General features: G+C 59.7%; 22 protein-coding genes. 9 read left to right on the top strand and 13 right to left on the bottom strand.

The features are described from left to right. Window positions 1-8: 8 nt before the first annotated feature. Complete coding sequence (locus tag BMZ67_RS17550) at window positions 9-596, bottom strand: LON peptidase substrate-binding domain-containing protein (protein ID WP_245750025.1); 588 nt, start codon at window positions 594-596, stop codon at window positions 9-11. An 89-nt stretch (window positions 597-685) separates the two neighbouring features. Beyond that, window positions 686-1,939: an HDOD domain-containing protein gene (locus tag BMZ67_RS17545; RefSeq protein ID WP_092026397.1), complete on the bottom strand. Its 1,254-nt coding sequence runs from the start codon at window positions 1,937-1,939 to the stop codon at window positions 686-688. 160 nt (window positions 1,940-2,099) lie between these two features. On the opposite strand from BMZ67_RS17545, the gene ilvD reads away from it, so the two are divergent. After that, window positions 2,100-3,935 (top strand): dihydroxy-acid dehydratase, encoded by a 1,836-nt coding sequence (gene ilvD / locus BMZ67_RS17540; RefSeq protein WP_092026394.1) that lies wholly within the window; start codon window positions 2,100-2,102, stop codon window positions 3,933-3,935. Between the two features lie 78 nt (window positions 3,936-4,013). On the opposite strand, the gene BMZ67_RS17535 is transcribed toward ilvD, so the two are convergent. Beyond that, window positions 4,014-5,135 (bottom strand): AI-2E family transporter, encoded by a 1,122-nt coding sequence (locus BMZ67_RS17535; protein WP_092026392.1) that lies wholly within the window; start codon window positions 5,133-5,135, stop codon window positions 4,014-4,016. 144 nt (window positions 5,136-5,279) lie between these two features. On the opposite strand from BMZ67_RS17535, the gene BMZ67_RS17530 reads away from it, so the two are divergent. The 3 genes from BMZ67_RS17530 to BMZ67_RS17520 all read left to right on the top strand — a co-directional run bounded on the left by BMZ67_RS17530 (window position 5,280) and on the right by BMZ67_RS17520 (window position 7,012). Further along, complete coding sequence (locus BMZ67_RS17530; protein WP_092026389.1) at window positions 5,280-5,624, top strand: hypothetical protein; 345 nt, start codon at window positions 5,280-5,282, stop codon at window positions 5,622-5,624. Window positions 5,625-5,725: 101 nt separating this feature from the next. After that, complete coding sequence (locus BMZ67_RS17525; RefSeq protein ID WP_092026387.1) at window positions 5,726-5,974, top strand: hypothetical protein; 249 nt, start codon at window positions 5,726-5,728, stop codon at window positions 5,972-5,974. Between the two features lie 126 nt (window positions 5,975-6,100). Next, window positions 6,101-7,012 (top strand): haloalkane dehalogenase, encoded by a 912-nt coding sequence (locus tag BMZ67_RS17520; protein ID WP_092026384.1) that lies wholly within the window; start codon window positions 6,101-6,103, stop codon window positions 7,010-7,012. Between the two features lie 33 nt (window positions 7,013-7,045). On the opposite strand, the gene BMZ67_RS17515 is transcribed toward BMZ67_RS17520, so the two are convergent. Next, the gene (locus BMZ67_RS17515; protein ID WP_092026382.1) at window positions 7,046-7,831 is read right to left on the bottom strand and encodes an acyl-CoA thioesterase; all 786 of its coding nucleotides are present in this window, start codon (window positions 7,829-7,831) and stop codon (window positions 7,046-7,048) included. A 185-nt stretch (window positions 7,832-8,016) separates the two neighbouring features. On the opposite strand from BMZ67_RS17515, the gene BMZ67_RS17510 reads away from it, so the two are divergent. Beyond that, a complete protein-coding gene (locus tag BMZ67_RS17510; RefSeq protein WP_092026379.1) occupies window positions 8,017-9,546 on the top strand; it encodes a DEAD/DEAH box helicase in 1,530 nt (509 codons plus the stop codon). Here the strand turns inward: BMZ67_RS17510 and BMZ67_RS17505 are convergent. From BMZ67_RS17505 to BMZ67_RS17490, 4 genes are read right to left on the bottom strand one after another with little or no spacing between them, the layout of a single operon-like run. Next, window positions 9,525-10,040, bottom strand: coding sequence for a dihydrofolate reductase (locus BMZ67_RS17505; RefSeq protein WP_092026377.1), 516 nt, complete (start codon window positions 10,038-10,040; stop codon window positions 9,525-9,527). The two genes, BMZ67_RS17510 and BMZ67_RS17505, sit on opposite strands and share 22 nt — an antisense overlap. Before the next feature lie 14 nt (window positions 10,041-10,054). Beyond that, on the bottom strand, window positions 10,055-10,894 hold the full coding sequence (locus tag BMZ67_RS17500) for a thymidylate synthase (RefSeq protein ID WP_092026375.1): 840 nt from the start codon (window positions 10,892-10,894) through the stop codon (window positions 10,055-10,057). Beyond that, complete coding sequence (lgt, locus tag BMZ67_RS17495; RefSeq protein ID WP_092026373.1) at window positions 10,891-11,679, bottom strand: prolipoprotein diacylglyceryl transferase; 789 nt, start codon at window positions 11,677-11,679, stop codon at window positions 10,891-10,893. Before lgt ends, BMZ67_RS17500 begins: the two co-directional genes overlap by 4 nt. A 15-nt stretch (window positions 11,680-11,694) precedes the next feature. Continuing rightward, on the bottom strand, window positions 11,695-12,489 hold the full coding sequence (locus BMZ67_RS17490) for a sulfite exporter TauE/SafE family protein (protein WP_092026370.1): 795 nt from the start codon (window positions 12,487-12,489) through the stop codon (window positions 11,695-11,697). A 128-nt stretch (window positions 12,490-12,617) separates the two neighbouring features. Here BMZ67_RS17490 and BMZ67_RS17485 point away from each other — a divergent pair, with 128 nt between their 5' ends. The 4 genes from BMZ67_RS17485 to dxs all read left to right on the top strand — a co-directional run bounded on the left by BMZ67_RS17485 (window position 12,618) and on the right by dxs (window position 16,652). Next, window positions 12,618-13,397 carry an NRDE family protein gene (locus BMZ67_RS17485; protein ID WP_092026366.1) on the top strand — a complete coding sequence of 260 codons (780 nt, stop codon included), beginning with the start codon at window positions 12,618-12,620 and terminating at the stop codon, window positions 13,395-13,397. Window positions 13,398-13,435: 38 nt separating this feature from the next. Continuing rightward, the gene (locus BMZ67_RS17480) at window positions 13,436-13,690 is read left to right on the top strand and encodes an exodeoxyribonuclease VII small subunit (protein ID WP_092026363.1); all 255 of its coding nucleotides are present in this window, start codon (window positions 13,436-13,438) and stop codon (window positions 13,688-13,690) included. Further along, window positions 13,690-14,589, top strand: a complete 900-nt coding sequence (gene ispA / locus BMZ67_RS17475; RefSeq protein WP_092026360.1) for a (2E,6E)-farnesyl diphosphate synthase — start codon at window positions 13,690-13,692, stop codon at window positions 14,587-14,589. Before BMZ67_RS17480 ends, ispA begins: the two co-directional genes overlap by 1 nt. 119 nt (window positions 14,590-14,708) lie before the next feature. Then, window positions 14,709-16,652, top strand: coding sequence for a 1-deoxy-D-xylulose-5-phosphate synthase (dxs, locus tag BMZ67_RS17470; RefSeq protein ID WP_092026357.1), 1,944 nt, complete (start codon window positions 14,709-14,711; stop codon window positions 16,650-16,652). A gap of 49 nt (window positions 16,653-16,701) precedes the next feature. Here dxs and ribA read toward each other — a convergent pair whose 3' ends face one another. The 5 genes from ribA to argJ all read right to left on the bottom strand — a co-directional run bounded on the left by ribA (window position 16,702) and on the right by argJ (window position 21,120). Further along, window positions 16,702-17,313 carry a GTP cyclohydrolase II gene (gene ribA, locus BMZ67_RS17465; protein WP_092026354.1) on the bottom strand — a complete coding sequence of 204 codons (612 nt, stop codon included), beginning with the start codon at window positions 17,311-17,313 and terminating at the stop codon, window positions 16,702-16,704. An 87-nt stretch (window positions 17,314-17,400) separates the two neighbouring features. Further along, window positions 17,401-18,411 carry a GTP 3',8-cyclase MoaA gene (moaA, locus tag BMZ67_RS17460; RefSeq protein WP_092026351.1) on the bottom strand — a complete coding sequence of 337 codons (1,011 nt, stop codon included), beginning with the start codon at window positions 18,409-18,411 and terminating at the stop codon, window positions 17,401-17,403. A 12-nt stretch (window positions 18,412-18,423) separates the two neighbouring features. After that, window positions 18,424-18,903 (bottom strand): cyclic pyranopterin monophosphate synthase MoaC, encoded by a 480-nt coding sequence (moaC, locus tag BMZ67_RS17455; protein WP_092026347.1) that lies wholly within the window; start codon window positions 18,901-18,903, stop codon window positions 18,424-18,426. Between the two features lie 57 nt (window positions 18,904-18,960). After that, a complete protein-coding gene (locus BMZ67_RS17450; RefSeq protein WP_092026344.1) occupies window positions 18,961-19,899 on the bottom strand; it encodes a Nudix family hydrolase in 939 nt (312 codons plus the stop codon). A 3-nt stretch (window positions 19,900-19,902) separates the two neighbouring features. Further along, window positions 19,903-21,120: a bifunctional glutamate N-acetyltransferase/amino-acid acetyltransferase ArgJ gene (argJ, locus tag BMZ67_RS17445; protein ID WP_092026341.1), complete on the bottom strand. Its 1,218-nt coding sequence runs from the start codon at window positions 21,118-21,120 to the stop codon at window positions 19,903-19,905. Between the last annotated feature and the right edge of the window lie 70 nt (window positions 21,121-21,190).

Here is a 21,190-nt window from a genome sequence, read left to right as displayed (position 1 = left end):
GTGCCTGGCTACTCCATGCTATCGAGCAGGTCCTGAAGGCGCCGCAAACGCTCCAGGGGGTCCTGGAGTTCAGCCAGGCGCTGCTTGTCCTTCTTGCCGATAGGTAGCAGTTCGGTCAACCGCCAACCCACATCGCGGGCATCGTCATAATCCACTTCCATGTTGAGGTCATTGATCACTGGGTGGCGAAAAAGTGCCCGTAGAACCTCGGGTAGCTCGGCGTATTCATCCGGCATATCGACGGGCTGCTCATCCAGAAGATACTCCACATCGCCGATATTGAGGCCATCATCGGCCTGCCAGCTACTGACAACGGCGACTTTGGCTTCACCTTCCACGGTAATCCCAAGCAGCCCGTTGTCCAGTTGCTGAAAGTCGATGATGCGCACGTAGGTGCCGATATCGTAAAAGGCCACCTCGGTGCTGGTTTCCTGCCCCTCCCGCAACAGCACGACCACAAAGCCGCGATCTTCCTTCAGGCAGCGTGTCAACATGTCGATATAGCGGGGCTCGAACAGCTGCAGCGGTATCCGGCCACCGGGCAGCACGAGCGAATTCAACGGGAACAGCGGTACATGCATAGTGTGTCTGATCACTTGTCGCGTTACTCCACAGTCCTGGCAAGCACCTGCACACGGCGCTCTCAGTGAAGCTTATAAATTTATGGAACCCAGCCAGGTGCCGGTCAGTGAATCGACAGCAGCTGCTGGACCTCCTCCACCCGTGCCCGGGCTTCCGTCAGGATTTTCAGGCTACTTGAAACATTAAGCTCCAGCTCTCCCAGTCTCCGGTAGGCCGGCACTTGGTCAAAAGGCGGCAGTCCGGCACTGTCACCAGACCCGATCATCGCGTGCAGTTGGGCGACAATCACCAGGTCAGCAAGCTGGGGCGTCGACTCTGGGCTTTCATAGCTCCAGTTCTCGGCATTCCGTGCGGCCTCCACAAAGGGGCCAGGAAAGCCCCAGTTTTCCAGCACCTCAGCCCCGACATCGGCCCGCAGTTCTTCAAGAGCGCGACCCAGATTCACTTCGTCAGCAAACAGATTGACATGGTGTTCGGCATGAACCAACACCGGCACCACACCGATATCGTGGAGCAAGCCCGCCAGCAGCGCCTCCTCGGGATTGATTCGGGTAGCGCTGTCTGCCAGCACCCAACATAGAGCCGCCACTTCCCGGGAATGCCGCCACAGCTTTTCCATCTCTTTCTGAAGTATAGGCTGGCGTGTCTGAAATACCTCCCGCAGGGCAAACACCGACACCAGCTGGCGCGTCGTGTTGATGCCCAGGCGCACCACGGCTTCCCGGACATTGCGGACGTCACTGAAGCCACGATACAGCGGGCTGTTACAGGCCCGCACCAGTTTGGCGGCCATGGCCGGGTCAGCGGTAATGGCACTGGCGATCTGACCGGCCGTCGAATCTTCACTGTCAGCCATGCGACGAACCTTCCAGGCCACATCAGGAACACTGGGCAGGTAGATCTGATTGGAGCGGAGCTCCGCATAGAACTCCATCAACAATTGATGGTTGTCGTCGCCTTCGCTGTCCTCAGCTTCCGTCGGCATATCCAGCTGATCCATTGGCGCCGCCCGCAAGAGCTGGTTGAGGACGTCCTGCTCCACCACCATGAATTCGCAGCGTTCCACGGCAACCACGTCGTACATGCGCGGCTGCAGACGAGCAATGGCATTCGCCGCAGTTTCCGTCTCTGCCACCACCGTTGACTTGCGGCCATCGATGGATTCCAGCTCCACCACCCCAGAGAGCAGGTAGAGGTCCAGACCATCCCTAACCCCCCGTTCGGCAACCCGCTGGCCAGGAGCGTAAGACTTACACTCGACGCGGCTGGCCAGCAATACCAGCTGGTCATCGCTGAGCCGGCCAAGAGGGTTGAACTGTTTGAGGCGACGAACAGGCAGGCTTTCCTGGCCAGCCATAGGCGAACTCCTTATAAGGCGTGACATTTTCACTGCCGCTATTGTAGCCGTGCTCCTGCACTTCCACCATCGGCTTTGGTCGCAGCCACGGTGCTGCAGCGCTCGCTGAATCTGGTATGCTTTGCTTTTCGAATGAACGATGACAAGAGATCACACCCCAATGCCACAGTATCGCTCCAAGACCTCCACCGCCGGCCGTAACATGGCAGGCGCCCGCGCACTCTGGCGCGCAACCGGCATGAAGAACGAAGACTTCGGCAAGCCAATTATTGCGGTTGCCAACTCGTTTACCCAGTTTGTGCCCGGGCACGTCCACCTCAAGGACCTTGGCCAACTGGTCTGCCGCGAGATTGAAGCGGCCGGAGGCGTGGCCAAAGAATTCAATACCATTGCAGTGGACGACGGCATCGCCATGGGACATGACGGCATGCTTTACTCCCTGCCGTCCCGGGAAATCATCGCCGACTCCGTCGAGTACATGGTAAACGCCCACTGTGCGGACGCCCTGGTGTGCATCTCCAACTGCGACAAGATCACTCCGGGCATGCTGATGGCGGCCCTTCGCCTGAACATCCCCACCATTTTTGTATCTGGCGGCCCGATGGAGGCCGGCAAAACCAAGCTGTCGGAACACAAACTCGACCTGGTTGATGCGATGGTGATTGCCGCCGACAGCAGCGCCAGCGACGAGGAAGTCGAAGAGTACGAGCGCAGCGCCTGTCCGACCTGTGGCTCCTGCTCCGGCATGTTCACCGCCAACTCCATGAACTGTCTGACCGAGGCCATCGGCCTGTCACTGCCCGGCAACGGCTCCTTGCTGGCGACCCACGCCGACCGTGAACAACTGTTCCTGGAAGCTGGCCGCCGCATTGTCGAGAACACCCGCCGCTACTATGAACAGGACGACGCCAGTGTTCTACCCCTGAGCATTGCTTCCATGACCGCGTTCGAAAACGCCATGGTGCTGGACATCGCCATGGGCGGTTCCACCAATACCATCCTGCACCTTCTGGCGGCCGCTCAGGAAGCGGGAGTTCCGTTTACCCTGAACGAAATCGACCAGCTTTCCCGCAAGGTACCGCAGCTCAGCAAAGTGGCGCCGAACTCCCCCAAATACCACATGGAAGACGTCCACCGGGCCGGTGGCATCATGGGCATCCTGGGCGAACTGGAGCGTGGCGGACTGATCAATACCGACGTTCCCACCGTGCATAGCCGTACCCTGGCAGAAGCCCTGGACAAGTGGGACATCATGCGCCAGCCCTCCCCCGAGGTTCTGGAAATGTATAAGGCGGGCCCGGCGGGCATTCCGACCCAGACCGCCTTCAGTCAAAGCACCCGCTGGCCCTCACTGGACGGCGACCGCGAAAACGGCTGCATTCGCTCCGTTGAACACGCCTACTCCTCTGAGGGCGGGCTGGCGGTTCTGTACGGCAACATTGCCCAGGACGGCTGCGTGGTGAAAACGGCGGGCGTAGACGAGAGTATCTTTGTGTTCGAAGGGAAAGCCCGGGTGTTTGAGAGCCAGGACGCCGCGGTTCAAGGCATCCTGGACGACGAAGTGCATGCAGGCGAAGTAGTAATTATCCGCTACGAAGGCCCGAAAGGTGGCCCTGGTATGCAGGAAATGCTGTACCCGACGAGCTACCTGAAGTCCAAGGGGCTGGGCAAGTCCTGCGCCCTGCTGACGGACGGACGTTTCTCCGGTGGCACGTCCGGCCTTTCGATCGGCCATGCCTCTCCGGAAGCGGCGGCCGGCGGCGCCATTGGGCTGATCGAGAACGGCGACACCATCGTGATCGACATCCCCAACCGCTCGATCAACGTCGAGCTGGATCACCGGGAGCTTGAACGTCGTCGCGAAGCCCGTGACGCCAAAGGCTGGAAGCCCGAACAGCCCCGTCCACGGAAAGTGTCTGCGGCACTCAAAGCCTACGCCCTGCTGGCCACCAGTGCCGACAAAGGTGCCGTACGGGATCTGAGCAAGCTCGACTGACACCGGACCAGGCGCCACCCCGGCGCCTGCCCCTTCGACGGCAGGTCACAACACATTGAGTGACCTGCCGTTGTTCTATTAGCTCGCCGCGGGCTGATCGTCGCCCGGCGCCTGCTCACTGCGGGGTTCATCCGGAGCCACACCCACCAGGGCGACGTCGTACTCGCCAAACTCACGAATGAAGATACCCCAGAAGGCCATGAACAGTGCCGCCACCAGCGGTCCCATCACAAAGCCATTAATACCGAACATGACAATGCCACCCAGGGTGGACAACAACACCATGTAATCCGGCAGCTTGGTATCCCGCCCCACGAAAATAGGCCGCAAGAGGTTATCCGCCAGGCCAATCACAATGACGCCAAACGCCGTCAGCACCGCCGCCGAAACAATCTCGCCAATCGCCGCCAGATAAATGGCCACCGGTACCCAGACAATCGCAGCACCCACCGCGGGTAACAACGAAACCACCGCCATCACCACGCCCCACAGCAGTGCTCCATTGATACCGAGAATCCAGAAAATCAGGCCTCCCAGGGCACCCTGGATGATGGCAATCAACAAGTTGCCTTTCACGGTTGCGCGAGTCACCTCGGCAAACTTGGCAAACAGCAGGCGCTCCCGTTCATCGCCAAGGGGCAGGGCCTTGATCAGCAGTTCGACCAGACGAGTGCCATCACGAAGTAGGAAAAAGGCGAGATAAACCATCAACGCCAGGCTCAGGAAGAACTGGAAAGTGTTCTGACCAACCCCCAGTGCCTGCTTGGCCAGGAACTGACTGCCGCCAACAACCGCATTGACCGCCCGCTCCCTCAACCCGGAAAAATCAATATCGAACTGCGACAACAGCGACTGAATTGCGGGAAACGACTGGTTAATCCGGTCCAGATATTCACCAGGGCGAAGCTCGCCACTCTGGATCTGCTGATAAAGCGACACCCCTTCTGCCACCAGGGACGACACCAGCACCATAACCGGGATCACCACAATCACCATGCACAGGATTAACGTCAGAAAGGCCACCGTGTTTGGCCGGTCACCCAGCTTTCCGAGCAGCCACTGTTGCACCGGATGGAAGATCAGGGCTATCGCTACCGCCCAGAAAATGGGTCCGGTAAACGGTTTCATCAAAAACACAAACGCCAGGGACACCAGCACCAGCATGGCAAGGAAAGTTCGCCGCTCCAGCTTTTCGTACATTCCGTACAGTTCCTTCTCGTTCTACGGGAAATGGAGACTGGCCAAGGCCAGAGTGCCCTAGCCTACCACGGCCCCGTGGCAACGGAAGCGCTATTGGGAGTATAGTGGTGGGTTAATGAGTCTCCACCAGAACAGGTCAGGGGTTTGGACACCACAGACTTTACCATTGACACCGCTCTCGAAGCGGCTCTTTCGCTATCGCAAGTTCTGGCGGCACGACGACACCGGCGGAAAGTGATGGGCCATGAAGTGCTGGTCCCGGGTCAGCTCGGCGAAGCCCTGCACCTGCCCCGAATCATCCAGCGCCTGCAAAGCAAACAACTGCGTCAGCGCGAACAGGGACTGGACGACTTTCAAAGCCTGTGGCCCACCCTGTCCGACAACACCCGCTTCAAGGTCCTGGACAATCTGGGCTGGTACGACCCTAGTGACCTCGACTGGGATGACAAACGCTCCAACCGCCGGCCACAGCCAGGGTTTGACGACTGACCAGGCAACCACAATCACGCCATCGGCTGACCTGCGTGTAATACTGACTACGAACTGTCACATTCCTCCTTTACATTGATACATTACGAGGAGGATAACCTATGAAAAAGCACCAACACTTCGAAGCAACACTGGCGCCTGCCAGCGCTGTGCCGACACTGCTCTGCGGCCATTGTCAGTCAACCCTGTCCAGGGCGCGGATGTTTACCAACGAAGGCGAGAATCGCTACGACATTCCCTGCCAGATTATTGCCCTGTGCCCAGCCGATGACTGTGGGGCGCTGAACAGCTGTGATGCAGCCATGGCTCAGCTGGAGAATCCCGAAATTGCGATGCAAATCGCGTCCTGAAGCAAACACCCTACGCACTGTTACGCAAACCAAACACTACTCAAATCCATCTGATCTATCCTGTCCACTACACGATCGATCCCTTCTTTACGATCGCGCACCCAATCAGTCAGGACAGTCGATGGCATGCGTATACTGAGAACGGAAGAGGCCCGCTTTACCGGCCTCCCGGACTACCCTTTCACCCCCAATTACCTGGAAGTCGAACCGGGCCTGCGCATGCATTATGCCGAGCAGGGCCCCCGAAACGCGGCTCCGGTGATCATGCTGCACGGCGAACCGTCCTGGTCTTACCTGTATAGGCACATGATTCCCAAAGTCGCTGCAGCGGGTCATCGGGTTCTTGCTCCGGACTTGGTAGGTTTTGGCAAATCAGACAAGCCAGCCGAAATCTCGGACTACAGCTATGACAGCCATATGCGCTGGCTGAGCACCTGGCTGGAAGCTCTTGAACTCACCAATATCACGCTGGTCTGCCAAAACTGGGGCTCCCTCCTGGGCCTGCGTCTGGTGGCGGAACACCCGGAAAAATTTGAGCGGATTATTGTCGGCAACGGCACCCTGCCGACTGGCGATACCCGGGCGCCTGCTGCGTTCACCCTATGGAAAACCTTCGCCAGCTACAGCCCCTGGTTCCCCATCAGTCGAATTGTGCAACTGGGGACCGGACGAACCCTCAGCGCCCGCGAACTCGCTGCGTATGAAGCCCCCTTTCCGTCCAGCGAATACAAAGCCGGCGCCAGGGCGTTCCCGAGGCTGGTCCCCATCTCCCCCAACGATCCGGTCAGTGAAGCCAATCGGATTGCCTGGAAAGTTCTGGAAAAATGGCGCAAGCCGTTTATCACCTGCTTCAGCAGCGGCGACCCCATTACCCGGGGTGGCGACCGCCACATGCAGCGACGCATTCCCGGCGCCCATGGCCAGCCGCACATCACCCTACGTGGTGGCCACTTCCTTCAGGAAGACTCCCCGGACGCGTTTGCCCGCATCATTATTGACGCCTGCAAGCCAGAGCTAAACTCGGTGTCGGCAGCTTAAGCTGCCTGACAACGGTCCGGGTGCAGCACTGGACTACCCGAATACCGTAACCGTTTGACGGCTAATCGCCAGCAGTTCACCGTTCTGGCTCCAGATATTGGCGTGAGTATGGCCATAGCCGGCACCAGCCTGGTCAATGCTTGCCCGGTAGAGCAGCCAATCGCCCGATTCGAGCTGCGGACGGGGGTAGAGGAACTCCAGAGACCAACTAAGTGAACTCGCTGGCGCTGGCTGGCTGAGGTGCGGAAGAACGGCCGGGGGCCAGGCATCCACAAGGGCGACAAGGGTGGCATCGTCTAGCTCTCGCGGGGGCTCGTTGAAGCGCATCCAGCCGCCCATCTCCCGCGACTGGTTGCCGGTAAACGGAAAGCCTCCGAACGCCCACCGCATATCCACGTGCTGGAAAAATTCCGGCGTCATGCCTTTGATGTACGGCAGGGCCTTGAGCGTCTCCGGCGCACTCGGCAACACCTCAGGCTCCGCGGCCACCTGAACCCGTGATTCGCGGGAACCGCCAAAGCTGCCCAGAACAACCAGGCACACCTGCCCTTCCTGAGTCATCTTCCCCTGCACCTGGCTCACGGCTTTGCCTTCCCTCAGCATCTCCACCTCAATGCCAACGGGAACACCGGGGGCCACTGGGCCGACAAAGGAAACCTGTAGGGAACGAAGCGAGCGCCCCGCGGCGACCACCCTCTGCATTTGGGAAACCACCGCTGCTGCCACAAGACCACCGTAGGTCGCACGCCCCTGCCCCCAGCTGCCCGGAAACACCAGCTCGCCATTGGTCGCGGCCGCCATCAGCTCGTCAAAATTCATCGCCTACACCTTCAAAGAAAAGAGCAAGCCTGCCGCAAACGAACCACCACAACAAGCCCGGGCCGGCATCTACCTATGCCCCCAGCGCCGTTTTACGTATAAAAGCGACGGTAAAGGGTCTATAATGCGTGCAGCTTGCATCAACAGTTGATGCCTTACCTACCTTCCGAATCCCGAGTATTTCGATGTCTACACAATCTTTTGCCGAGCTCGGCCTTGATGCGTCCGTGTTGGAAGCCATCTCCGCCATTGGCTACGAAACCCCTTCTCCAATCCAGGCCCAGGCTATCCCTATCCTGCTGAAAGGCGATAACCTGCTGGGGATTGCTCAAACCGGCACCGGCAAAACCGCCGCGTTTGCACTGCCGCTGTTGAGCCGCATCGACGCCACCTCGAACGCGCCGCAAATCCTTGTGCTGACACCGACCCGGGAACTGGCCATCCAGGTGGCCGAGGCGTTCAACAGCTACGCCAGCCATTTCCGCAACTTCCACGTACTGCCCATCTACGGTGGCCAAGACTTCTACCCGCAGCTCAAAGCCCTCAAGCGTGGCGCTCAGGTAATCGTCGGCACACCCGGTCGTACTCTGGACCATTTGCGTCGCGGCACCCTGAAACTGGACGCGCTGTCTGCGCTGGTTCTGGACGAAGCGGATGAGATGCTGCGCATGGGCTTCATCGACGACGTCGAAGCCATTCTCGCGGCCACACCGGACGACTGCCAGCGCGCCCTGTTCTCGGCCACCATGCCGGGACAGATCCGCAAAGTGGCCCAGACCTACCTGAGCAATGCCCAGGAGGTGAAGATTGAAAGCCAGACCCGTACCGTAGACCGTATCTCCCAGTTCATGCTGCCGGTGTACGCCGAACGCAAACTGGACGCATTGACCCGAATTCTTGAGGTGGAGCCGTTCGACGCTTCCATCATCTTTGTCCGCACCAAGGCAGAAACCACACTGCTGGCCGACAAGCTGTCTGCCCGCGGTCACGCCGTTGCCCCGCTGAATGGTGACCTCAACCAGCGTCAGCGTGAGCAGACTGTCGAGGATCTCAAGAGCGGCAAAAAAGACATCGTGATTGCCACGGACGTTGCCGCCCGGGGCCTTGACGTACCGCGGATTACCCACGTTATTAACTATGACGTGCCGTACGACAGCGAAGCCTATATCCACCGTGTCGGTCGTACCGGCCGTGCTGGCCGTACCGGCAAAGCCATCCTGCTGGTCACCCCTCGTGAGCGCAGCTGGCTGCGGACTCTGGAGCGTGCTACCAACTCTCCGATGGAAGCCTATGAGCTGCCGTCCCCGGCGGATCTGCAGAAATTGCGGGAGCAACAGTTCGAGAGCCAGCTGCTGGCGTTTGTGGATGATCCGAAACTGGCCAAAGCCATGGCCCTGCTGGACGACATCGCAGAACGCAATGACATGGACATCGCCATGATTGCCGGCGCGCTGGCCTGTGGCATGGAAGCGGCTCAGCCGGGCGCGCTGCCACTGGAGCAGCCTTCAGCTCTGCCCACGCCAAGTGCCTCACCGAAGCAGCGGGACCCCCGTCGTAGCGGTGGTGGTCGCCCAGGCGAAAAACGTCGCGGCCACAAGCCGGGCTTCAAGGGTAAATCCGGGTATCGCAAGGAAGGCGGAAGCCGTCCGCCACGCACGGGTGGCGGCGGTGGGAAGGGAAAACCGACTGCGCGTCAGACTGACCGCAGGCGCTGATAGACCACGAAGCTGTAATCGTAGGGATTGTTATCGGACGCGGAGAAATCCTCCCGTCCGATTTCTTCCCACTCATCCCAGTTTAGTTCCGGGAAATAGGCATCTCCCTCCACTTCCGCATGCACTTGGGTGATGTACATGCGATCTACCAGCGGCAAGGCTTCCCCATAGATCTGGCTGCCACCGATCACCATCACTTCGTCACACCCGTCCAGTTCTGCCTGGGCTTCAGCCTGGACCAACGCGGCATCCAGAGAACATGCACCACGGGTACCTTCGGGCGCCTGCCACGCCTCGTTGCGGGAAATCACCACATTGAGACGTCCCGGCAACGCTCGGCCAATGGAGTCCCAGGTCTTGCGCCCCATGATGATGGGTTTACCCATGGTTGCCTGCTTGAAGTAACGCAGATCCTCGGGCAGGTACCACGGCAGGGCGTTGTTGCGGCCAATGACCCGGTTCCTGGCCATAGCGACGATCAGGGCTTTTCTCATAACGCTCTCCGGTTTCAGATGGCTATCGGCGCGCGGATCAGCGGCCAGGGCTCATAGCCCTCGAACTCGAAGTCATCCAGTTCGTAGTCAAAAATGCTGTCGGGCCGGCGACGGATGACCAGCTTGGGCAAGGGGCGCGGCTCACGCTTAAGCTGCTCGAACACAATCTCATCGGTCAGGTGATTCTGATACAGATGACAGTCACCGAAGGTGTGTACGAACTCACCCACCTCCAGGTCGCATTGCTGGGCAATCATATGGGTCAGCAATGCGTAGGAGGCAATGTTGAACGGAACACCCAGGAACAGGTCGGCACTGCGCTGGTAAAGCTGGCAAGACAACCGCCCGTCGGCCACATAGAACTGGAACAGGCAGTGACAGGGCGCCAGCGCCATTCGGCCCTGCTCGACATTAGCCTGGGGACCAATGGACTCGTCCGGCAACTCTGCCGGATTCCATGCAGACACAATCAAACGACGGGAGTTGGGCTTGCTGCGAATCTGCTCGATCAACTCGCTGATCTGGTCGACCACCTCACCATTCGGGCATTGCCAACTGCGCCACTGCTTACCGTAAATCGGCCCAAGATCACCGTTTTCCAACGCCCACTCGTCCCAGATCGAGACCTTGCGTTCTTTCAGCCAGTTATTGTCTGTAGAGCCTTTCAGGAACCACAACAGTTCATAGATGATGCTACGCAGGTGAACCTTCTTGGTGGTAACCAGCGGGAACCCGTCCGCCAGGTCAAACCGAATCTGCCGCCCAAACACTGAGCGCGTCCCCACCCCGGTGCGATCGCCACGATCGGACCCGTTATCGACTACGTCCTGCATCAGGTCGAGATAGGCTTTCATTCAGTACGTCTCCGGTAAGCGAATACCACCAGCGCGAGGCCAGCCAGAATCATTGGCAGGGACAGCAGCTGCCCCATGGTCACCCAGTCGAAGGCGAGGTAACCCAACTGCGGGTCCGGCTGTCGGACGAACTCCACAATAAAACGGAAGCTTCCGTACAGCGCCAGGAAGAGCCCGGACACCGCCATCCGCGGCCGGGGTTTGGCCGAAAACCACCACAGCACGGCGAACAGCACCACACCTTCCAGTGCAAACTGGTATAGCTGGGAAGGATGACGAGCGAGGTCGTCCGGGGCCTGGGGAAACACCATCCCCCAAGGCACATCCGTGGCCCGCCCCCACAGCTCGCCATTGATAAAGTTACCGATTCGGCCCGCGCCCAATCCAACAGGTACCAACGGCGCGATAAAGTCCGCCAGCTGGAAGAAGCTCCGGTCGATCTTGCGACCGTACCACCACATCGCGAACATAACCCCCAGCAGGCCGCCATGGAACGACATGCCGCCTTCCCAGATCCGGATCAGCCAAAGCGGGTCTTGCAGGAACTGGTCGAAGTTGTAGAACAGAACGTAACCAAACCGGCCGCCGAGAATAACCCCAAGGGCAATGTAAAACAGCAGGTCCCCCATCTGGACCTCGGTGATTGGCGACCAGGGCTTGCGCGAACGAATCCGGCCAAGCCACCAGCCAGCGATAAAGCCGACCAGGTAAGTCAGGCCATACCAGTGAATCTTGAGTGGGCCCAAATGAATGGCAACCGGGTCGAACTGAGGATGCTCGAGCATCGAAAACCTCTTGATTCAGAAAAGGAAGCGGGTACCGACGATAAGCAGCATCACCGCGAATATACGCTTCAATAGGTTTGCATCCAGGCGATGAGCCAGATTGGCGCCAAAGCGGGCAAACAGGACACTGGTCAGAACAATGCCCAGCAAGGCCGGCAGATAGATGTAGCCAACGCTCATCTCCGGGAGCTGGGCATTTCCCCAACCGGTCGCTATGTTGGTCGCCGCCCCGGCAACCGCAATCGGTAAGCCACAGGCGGCAGACGTTCCCACCGCTTGCTGCATACGTACGTTGCACCAGCTCAGGAAGGGCACCGTCAGGGTACCGCCACCGATACCAAAGATGGCCGACGCCCAGCCAATGCCTGCGCCCGCACCGCCCAACCCGACATTTCCAGGCACATCGCGACCAGGCTTGGGGTTAACACCCAGAAGCATCTTCAGCGCCACCAGGATGACAAACACACCAATAATAAGTTCCAGGGCCCGGCCACTGAGCATGGACGCCGTCCAGGCGCCAATCATTGCCCCCACCACGATGCCAGCGGTCATCGGCCGGAACACGTCCCAACGCACGCCACCACGGGCATGGTGGGAGCGGACTGAGCTGATCGATGTGAACACGATGGTCGCCAGGGACGTTCCTACCGCCAGGTGAACCGCCACGCCCGGATCAACGCCCTGTAAACCGAAGCTGAAAATCAGCACGGGCACGATCACCAGGCCACCACCGATGCCGAACAACCCAGCCAGGGTACCCGCCAGCGCACCCAGCGCGAGGTATATTGCGAATAGCGTTACCAGTGTCATTCCAGCCCTCATCCTGCCAACATCGGGAAGGCTGGTATGATACACAAGCAGGGCGATGATTAGCACTCCACCGTCTGGCCGTTTCCGATCTTTCCTGATCAAACCTTCTGACCAAGGACCTTCCATCCATGTGCCTGATCGTATTTGCGCTTGGCCAACACCCGGACTACCCAATGGTCGTGGCCGCCAATCGTGACGAATTCCACCAGCGGCCCACCGCTGCCATGCACTGGTGGCCCGATCGCCCGATTCTTGCCGGCCAGGACCTGCAATCCCAAGGCACCTGGCTGGCAGTAACCCGGCACGGCGCCGTAGCGGCCGTCACCAACGTCCGCGAGGGCACTCCCGAAGCCGGGCGACGCTCGCGGGGGGAGCTGCCCTTGCTAGCCCTGACTGCCGACCATGAAGAAGTTAAACATACACTGGCCAACCAACCCGGCGCGTTCTCTGGCTTCAACCTGATCCACCTCACGCCAACGTCCGGGTGGTACTACAGCAACCGCGACGCCCACCCCGGGCGACACATCCACCGGGGTATCTATGGCCTCAGCAACCATCTGCTACAAAGCCCTTGGCCAAAACTCCTGCGATTACGAAATGCCGTTGCGACCAGACTGTCCCAAGCCGGAGCCGATCATACCGAGACCCTGCACCAGAACCTGATCACCCTGCTGCGGGATACCACCCCGGCACCGGATCATGTCCTGCCGGATACCGGCGTCGGTCTGGCAACAGAGCGCTTTCTTTCACCGCCATTCATCTGCGCCCCACATTACGGCACACGAGCCAGTACCATTGTCACGCTGCGTCGTGACGGCGAGGTGATGGTGACCGAGCAGTCATGGTCTCCTGACGGTCACAGTGATGGGCAACGAGTGTTCTGCTGGCAACGGGAACCTCTGGTATAATCGCCGCAATTCCGCTGACCAACCGGAGAACCGGCATTATGGCTGACCAGCCAAGTACAACCTCTATCGCCGATTTTGAAAAATCACTCAACGAGCTGGAACAACTGGTACGGGACCTGGAACAGGGCGAACTTTCCCTGGAGCAGTCCCTGAGCGCGTTCGAGCGCGGCGTCAAGCTGACCCGCACCTGCCAGCAGGCACTCAAATCCGCCGAGCAGCGCATTGAACAGCTGGTGCAACTGGAAGACGGCACCCTGGCCACCAAACCTTTTACTCCGGACGATACGCTCTGATGCAGGAAACACCTTCTCTCGCCCTGACCTTCCTGGAACGCAGCCAGGCCTTGGTGGATGACGAACTGAAACGCCTGCTGTCAGCCTCGCCGGCACCGTCTGTCCGCCTTAGCGAAGCGATGGCCTACAGTGTTCTTGGTGGCGGAAAGCGCATTCGCCCGGCCCTTTGCCTGGCCGCTGCCCAGGCCATGGGCCAGGACATCACCAAGGCGTTGGTGCCAGCCTGCGCGGTGGAAGCGATTCACGCCTATTCTCTGGTCCACGATGACTTGCCAGCGATGGATGACGACAACCTGCGGCGGGGCCGCCCAACGGTTCATATTGCCTTTGACGAAGCAACAGCCATTCTCGCCGGCGATGCCCTGCAGGCCTGTGCGTTCAACTGGCTCGCCCAGACTCCCTCTATCAGCGACCGGGCTCGGCTGAGCATGGTGGCCGAATTGGCTGTGGCCAGTGGTCAGGCGGGGATGGTCGGCGGCCAGGCCATCGACCTTGAGTCCGTCGGCAAGACGTTGACCATCGAGTCCCTGGAAACCATGCATCGCCATAAAACCGGTGCGTTGATTGAAGCCAGCGTACGTCTTGGCGCCATGACTGCAGACCCGGCACCCGGCGATCAGCTGGACCGGCTGACTGACTACGCCAGCGCTCTGGGTCTGGCCTTCCAGGTACAGGATGACCTGCTCGACATCGAAGGGGACACGAACGTGATCGGAAAGCCTCAGGGCTCCGACCTGGCCCGGGACAAACCCACCTATCCGTCCCTGCTGGGGATTGATGGCGCCAAGGCCCACCTTCAAACCCTGCTAGACCGAGCCCTGGCGCAACTGGACTCCTTTGGAGACAACGCCGAGCCTCTGCGCGCCATCGCCAACTACATCGTCGTACGCTCTCATTGAGCAAGCGCCATCCGGGAACGTCGAACGAACGACATTCAGTATGAAAGTCCCTCCGTTCATCCCGTATAATACGACCTTGGCAATGTGCAACAGCTGAACCACCGGAAAAGACCAAGCGAATGCAGGACATTTACACCTTTAAGGAAATCCCGCCCCAGCGACCCAATACACCGCTGCTGGACCGGATTGACACGCCCGACCAGCTTCGCCTGCTGCCCAGTGACCAGCTGCCGCAACTGGCGAGGGAGCTTCGCTCGTTCATGCTATGGTCAGTAGGCCAGACCGGAGGCCATTTTGGAGCAGGTCTGGGCGTGCTGGAACTGACGATCGCCCTGCATTTTGTCTTCAATACGCCGGATGACCGGCTGATCTGGGATGTCGGCCACCAGGCCTATCCCCACAAAATCCTTACCGGGCGCCGTGAGCGCATGGGCTCCATTCGCCAGAAGGCGGGCCTCGCTGGCTTCCCGAAGCGAGGGGAAAGCGAGTACGACACCTTTGGCGTCGGCCACTCCAGCACCTCCATCAGCGCCGCCCTCGGCATGGCCATTGCGGCCCGTATGCAACAGAGCGCACGCAAGAGCATCGCAGTAATCGGCGACGGTGCCATGACCGCCGGCATGGCCTTTGAAGCCTTGAACCACGCAGGCCATCTGCGCGCCAACATGTTGGTCATCCTGAACGACAACGACATGTCGATTTCCCATAACGTGGGCGGGCTGTCGAACTACTTTGCCAAGTTGCTGGCAAGCCGTACTTACAATCAGGTGCGCGATGGCGGCAAACGGGTCTTGCAGGGCGCCCCCCATCTGATGGCGCTCGCCCGTAAGACCGAAGAGCACGTCAAAGGCATGATTTCCCCCGGCACCCTGTTCGAGGAGCTGGGCTTTAACTACATCGGCCCCATCGACGGTCACGACCTCCCGCTGCTGGTGGAAACCCTGGAAAACATCCGTGAGCTCGATGGCCCTCAGTTCCTCCATGTGGTGACCAAAAAGGGCAAGGGCTTTGCGCCTGCCGAGGCCGACCCGATTGGCTACCACTCCATTAACAAAATTGACCCGGCACCGGAAAAGAAACCAACACCAGTGCCCGAAAAGGCCCCCCCTCGGCCCAAATACGCCAACATCTTCGGCCAGTGGCTGTGCGATGCTGCAGAGCTGGATTCACGCGTGGTCGGCATCACCCCCGCCATGTGTGAGGGGTCCGACCTGCTGGCGTTCTCCCGGCGTTTTCCTGATCGCTACTACGACGTAGCGATCGCCGAGCAACATGCGGTCACCCTGGCTGCAGGCCTGGCCTGTGATGGCGCCAAACCGGTTGTCGCGATCTACTCCACGTTCCTGCAACGGGGTTACGACCAGCTGGTTCACGACGTTGCCATTCAGGATCTCGACGTGCTGTTTGCCATCGACCGTGCCGGACTGGTCGGTGAAGACGGCCCGACCCACGCGGGCGCCTTTGATATCAGCTACCTGCGCTGCATTCCAAAGATGGTGATCATGACGCCATCGGACGAGAACGAGACCCGCCAGCTGCTGCAAACCGGCCTCCTCCATCAAGGGCCGGCAGCTGTTCGCTATCCACGGGGAACGGGCCCAGGCGTAGAGATCCAGGCCAAACTTGAGGCATTGCCACTGGGCAAGGGGCGCACGGTACGCGAGAGCAAAGCCAAACGCGTCGCTATTCTCAACTTCGGCACCCTGCTCCCCGCAGCGATGGCAGCGGCAGAAGCGCTGGACGCAACCGTGGCCGACATGCGCTTTGTCAAACCTCTGGACGAGGCACTCATTCGGGAATTGGCGGGCGAGCACGACCTGCTCGTAACCCTGGAAGAAAACACCATCGCTGGTGGCGCCGGTAGCGCTGTGACCGAGCTCCTGAATCAACAGGGCATTACCCGGCCGACCCTGCAACTGGGCCTACCTGACCGGTTTGTCGATCATGGAAAGCATGGTGAATTGCTGGCGGAATGCGGACTGGACGCTGACGGTGTCTTGTCGGCAATCAAACAGCGACTGGAACTGATGTCATCCACCCAATCCCTGAAGGCCGTGCCCTAAGAACAGCACCAGGGAGTCAGCCCCACTCCTGGAGCGGGGCTCGGGCCAATTAAACCGGGTCGTCGTCCTGGTGGGTCTCCAGCCAGTGACCCAGCTTGCTCTGCTTGGTGTTGAGGTAACCTTCGTTATGGGGGTTGCGCCCAACGTGCAGCGGTACCCGCTCGACAATATCGATGCCGTAGGATTTCAACGCCGCGACCTTACGAGGGTTGTTGGTCATCAGCTTCAGGCTGGAAATACCCAGGTGTTCCAGCATATCCCGGCACATGCTGTAGTCCCGTAAATCCGCGGCAAACCCCAGCTGCTCGTTTGCCTCCACGGTGTCGGCCCCCTGATCCTGCAAATGATAGGCCCGGATCTTGTTCAGCAGACCAATGCCCCGACCTTCCTGACGCAGATACAGCAAGATGCCACGTCCTTCCCGGGCAATACTGCGCAACGCCTCTTCAAGCTGGTATCCGCAGTCACAACGCATGCTGTACAACGCGTCACCGGTCAGACACTCAGAGTGGGTTCGGGCGAGCATGGGCTCATCACTGTCCAGTTCTCCCAAGGTCAGGGCGACATGCTCCTTCCCGGTATCGGGTTCCTCGAAACCGTGCATATCGAAAACACCAAACGGCGTCGGCAACCGGCAGGTCTGAACATAACGAACAGCCACAGCGAATCCTCGTGGTCAATTTCAGTAGGTCGCGCATTTTAGCAGAAGGCCGGGGGTTGGCGTAGTAGTACTGTCCCTGCCCCGCTGTTACCCACCCGTTGCGTTCATGAAGCGAAGGATCTGGGGCTCATCATGTAAATTGAAATGGTGGCGCTCTGGCTTGATCGCCATGGCTTCATAGAGCCGCTGGCGGACGCGGGCATCCACATCACTCTGTGATTGCCCGCCCTCGCGAAGGGCTGCACGCAAGTCCACCGCATGCTCGTTACCCAGGCATAACAGGAGCCGCCCTTCGGTAGTCACCCGAACACGGTTACAGTCGCCACAGAAGTTGTGGCTGTGCGGGGAAATAAATCCGATACGAATGGATTCACCAGGAATACGAAAATAGCGCGAGGGCCCACCGGTCTCGTCTGACACGCCCTCCAATGAATAGACCTCGCCGATCCGCTCCCGCACCTCGTCACTCGACATATAGGCCTCCCCCCGGTCGTGCTCTGAGATCTGGCCAAGGGGCATTTCCTCAATGAACGTGAGGTCAAGACCGTGCTTCAGGGCAAAGCGCACCAGCGGCAGGATCTCATCGTCATTCCGCCCCTTGAGAATCACCGCGTTCAGTTTGGTACGCTCGAATCCTGCATCCTGAGCGGCCTGGATGCCGGCAAGGACTCGCCCAAGTCGGCCAGTACGGGTCAGGGCCTGGAAACGGTCGGCATCGAGGCTGTCGAGGCTGATATTGAGGCGATCAACGCCCGCGTCCCGGAGCGGTTTGGCAAGATCCTGCAGGCGGCCACCGTTGGTGGTCATGCACAACTCCTTTAAGCCCGGCAGCGCCCTGATCTGACGCGCCAGCTCCACCACACCGGGTCGCACCAGTGGCTCGCCGCCGGTCAAGCGAATCTTGCTGACACCACAGGCCACCAGGTTCCGCGCCACCGCCAGCATTTCTTCAAGGGACAGGACCTGGGGTTTCGGCAGAAAAGTCATCTCTTCCGCCATGCAGTAAACACAGCGAAAGTCGCAGCGGTCCGTTACCGACAGCCGGACATAGCTGATTTGCCGTCCGAAGTTATCAATAAGTGGCGCTGCAGGTTCCATGGCCTCTCCCCGTCAGCTGTCGGTCTGCCAGTGGCCACTGCGGCCACCTTTCTTTTCAAGCAACCGAACCTGCTCAACAACCATGCCCCGGTCGACGGCCTTGCACATATCATAGAGCGTCAGGGCGGCGACGCTGGCAGCGGTCAGGGCTTCCATTTCCACCCCGGTGGTGGCGGCCAGTTTGCACGTCGCCTCAACTCTGATCGATGCCGGGTCCGACTGTGGGGTTAGCGCCACCTTAACCGACGTCAGGTTGAGGGCATGACATAACGGGATCAACTCATGGGTTTTCTTGGCCGCCATGATTCCGGCAATTCGCGCCACCGCCAAGACATCACCCTTGGGGTGCTCACCATCAATGATCATGGCCAGGGTTTCCGGCGCCATGCGGATAACCGCTTCCGCCGTGGCCTCCCGTTCGGTAACCGCCTTCTGGGTGACGTCGACCATTCTGGCCGCGCCTTTGTCATCAAGATGGGTCAGTTTGCTCACACTCGCTCCCACAATAATCTGTCGCCTGTCATCAGTTCAGCATACCAGATGCAGCCTTCACCACCAGCTACCAATCCCGGCGACACCTTGTCCACCAAGCTGTCTTGCCAGGCCGGCATCCTCTCGCGCCAGTCCACCAAGACCAAAAACCGGTACCGGAGTCTGTGCGACCAGCGCCTGAAACCGGGACCAGTCCATGGGGGAGGCATCAGGGTGAGACAGGGTTGCCTTTACTGGCCCCAAGGTCACGTAATCGGCACCAATGGTGACCGCATGAGCCAACTCGTCCTCGTTATGGCAGGAGACCCCCAACCAGACACCGTCAGGGACCGGTCGAGCCGTCAGCGGCTGTGCTTCCGACCAGGGCAGATGGATGCCGTCGGCGGCCACCTGCTCCAGGCGCTGAGGTGCTCCATGAAGGATCAGGCTCGTACCCATCTCTTGGCAAAATCCCCGAACTCCGAGGGCGAGCTCCCGATAATCGGAGTCCCCCAACCAGGGTGCACGCAACATCACGACCTCAGGTCGGTGCATGTCCAGCTGACGTTCGAAACGGTGCAAACCGTCGATCAGATCCGTGAACACACCGGAGATCGCCAAATAATCGGACAACCTCAAGGCCCGGATGATCGGCCGGTTGGCCATCGGAAATTCATCGTCCCGCAAGGCTTCCAGCGGCAGCCAATCAATGGGCTGGCCTTCTCGACCAACGGGATCGCCTTCCGCCTCAAGGGTACGCCAGACATCCAACAGCACCCGCTTGTCACCATAATCATGACGTATCGCAATCACCGGCTGTAACGAATGCTCTGGAATTCGCAGCCCGGTCTCTTCGTCAATTTCCCGCAGCAACGCCTGCTGGACGGTTTCACCGGGCTCGACCTTACCGCCGGGGAATTCCAGCAAACCGCCCTGATGGACATGGTCCGGACGACGGGCAATCAGTACCCGTCCTCCCCGTTGGATAGCCGCAACCGCGACATGCACTTCCTTCATCGCTCAGGTCCGGTATTCCGCATTGATCGTTACGTAATCGTGGGAAAAATCGCAGGTCCACACCTGTTCACGGACCTCGCCCCGCTTCAGGTTGATGCGAATGGTGATCTCCTCTTTATCCATCACGGCTTGACCACGCTCTTCGCTGTAGTCACTTGCGCGCCCGCCGTTGCGAACCAGGCAAACGTCTCCCAACCAGATTTCAATCGCATCAAGATCCATGCCCTCAACCCCCGCTCGACCGACAGCCGCAAGGATTCGTCCCCAGTTGGGGTCTGATGCAAAAAGGGCGGTCTTGACCAGTGGCGAGTGAGCAACGGTGTAGGCCACCGCCAGCGCTTCTTCCTGAGTGGCCGCCTCGCTGACATCGAGGGTGACGAACTTGGTGGCACCCTCGCCATCACGCACGATGGCGTGAGCGAGTTCCATGAAGACCTCTTCAAGCGCAGTTTTTAACGCCGGCAGGCCGGCGCTGTCGCGAGTAATCTGCTCGCCACCGTTCTGGCCGGTCGCCACCAAGATGCAGGCGTCGTTGGTGGAGGTATCGCTGTCAATGGTAATACGGTTAAACGAGCGGTCACCCAGTTCGCTGACCAGCGTCTGCAGAAGCTCGGGGGCAATGTCAGCATCGGTCGCTACAAAGCCGAGCATGGTCGCCATATTCGGGCGAATCATCCCCGCACCTTTGCTGATGCCGGAAATGCAGACCACCTGGTCGCCAACCTGCACCTGCCGGGTAGCCCCCTTCGGGCGGGTGTCAGTTGTCATAATACCTTCAGCGGCCTGAGACCAATTTGATGGCGACAGGTCGGCCAGCGCCGACGGCATGGCAGCGACCAGCTTATCCACGGGCAAACTTTCACCAATCACCCCGGTGGAGAACGGCAGAACGGCCTCGGGGACGACACCGGCCTCCCCCGCCAGGGCAGAACAACACGCCAAGGCATCTTGCAGTCCCTGCTGACCCGTACCGGCATTGGCATTACCTGTGTTCACTAACAGGTAACGGGGAGCGGTCTGCGCCAGATGTTGGCGAGCAACGGTGACTGGCGCCGCACAGAACTGGTTAGTGGTGAAGATACCCGCAACGCGGCTGCCTTCCGCCAGCTCAAACACCACCAGATCTTTTCGCCCAGGCTTTTTGATTCCCGCACTCGCGATTCCTAGACGAACCCCCGCCACAGGGAAAAACTCCGGTAACGTTCCTGGCCCTACCGCCATCTTTGTACTCCTATTCTTCTTTCCGGCCGGTACCCCGGCCATAAACGAAAAACCCGCAACCTGAGGGAAC

Origin of the sequence: Marinobacter zhejiangensis (assembly GCF_900114775.1) — a bacterium.
GTDB classification, from domain to species: domain Bacteria; phylum Pseudomonadota; class Gammaproteobacteria; order Pseudomonadales; family Oleiphilaceae; genus Marinobacter; species Marinobacter zhejiangensis.
Note: the sequence above shows the minus strand (reverse complement) of the source record. Positions and strands in the feature narration are given on the sequence as shown.

Excerpts from the sequence above, each read along its gene's own strand:
- BMZ67_RS17545 (WP_092026397.1), bottom strand. The coding sequence starts at position 1,939 with ATGGCTGGCCAGGAAAGCCTGCCTGTTCGTCGCCTCAAACAGTTCAAC.
- ilvD (WP_092026394.1), top strand. The coding sequence starts at position 2,100 with ATGCCACAGTATCGCTCCAAGACCTCCACCGCCGGCCGTAACATGGCA.
- BMZ67_RS17535 (WP_092026392.1), bottom strand. The coding sequence starts at position 5,135 with ATGTACGAAAAGCTGGAGCGGCGAACTTTCCTTGCCATGCTGGTGCTG.
- BMZ67_RS17525 (WP_092026387.1), top strand. The coding sequence starts at position 5,726 with ATGAAAAAGCACCAACACTTCGAAGCAACACTGGCGCCTGCCAGCGCT.
- BMZ67_RS17520 (WP_092026384.1), top strand. The coding sequence starts at position 6,101 with ATGCGTATACTGAGAACGGAAGAGGCCCGCTTTACCGGCCTCCCGGAC.
- BMZ67_RS17515 (WP_092026382.1), bottom strand. The coding sequence starts at position 7,831 with ATGAATTTTGACGAGCTGATGGCGGCCGCGACCAATGGCGAGCTGGTG.
- BMZ67_RS17510 (WP_092026379.1), top strand. The coding sequence starts at position 8,017 with ATGTCTACACAATCTTTTGCCGAGCTCGGCCTTGATGCGTCCGTGTTG.
- BMZ67_RS17505 (WP_092026377.1), bottom strand. The coding sequence starts at position 10,040 with ATGAGAAAAGCCCTGATCGTCGCTATGGCCAGGAACCGGGTCATTGGC.
- BMZ67_RS17500 (WP_092026375.1), bottom strand. The coding sequence starts at position 10,894 with ATGAAAGCCTATCTCGACCTGATGCAGGACGTAGTCGATAACGGGTCC.
- lgt (WP_092026373.1), bottom strand. The coding sequence starts at position 11,679 with ATGCTCGAGCATCCTCAGTTCGACCCGGTTGCCATTCATTTGGGCCCA.
- BMZ67_RS17490 (WP_092026370.1), bottom strand. The coding sequence starts at position 12,489 with ATGACACTGGTAACGCTATTCGCAATATACCTCGCGCTGGGTGCGCTG.
- BMZ67_RS17485 (WP_092026366.1), top strand. The coding sequence starts at position 12,618 with ATGTGCCTGATCGTATTTGCGCTTGGCCAACACCCGGACTACCCAATG.
- BMZ67_RS17480 (WP_092026363.1), top strand. The coding sequence starts at position 13,436 with ATGGCTGACCAGCCAAGTACAACCTCTATCGCCGATTTTGAAAAATCA.
- ispA (WP_092026360.1), top strand. The coding sequence starts at position 13,690 with ATGCAGGAAACACCTTCTCTCGCCCTGACCTTCCTGGAACGCAGCCAG.
- dxs (WP_092026357.1), top strand. The coding sequence starts at position 14,709 with ATGCAGGACATTTACACCTTTAAGGAAATCCCGCCCCAGCGACCCAAT.
- moaA (WP_092026351.1), bottom strand. The coding sequence starts at position 18,411 with ATGGAACCTGCAGCGCCACTTATTGATAACTTCGGACGGCAAATCAGC.
- BMZ67_RS17450 (WP_092026344.1), bottom strand. The coding sequence starts at position 19,899 with ATGAAGGAAGTGCATGTCGCGGTTGCGGCTATCCAACGGGGAGGACGG.
- argJ (WP_092026341.1), bottom strand. The coding sequence starts at position 21,120 with ATGGCGGTAGGGCCAGGAACGTTACCGGAGTTTTTCCCTGTGGCGGGG.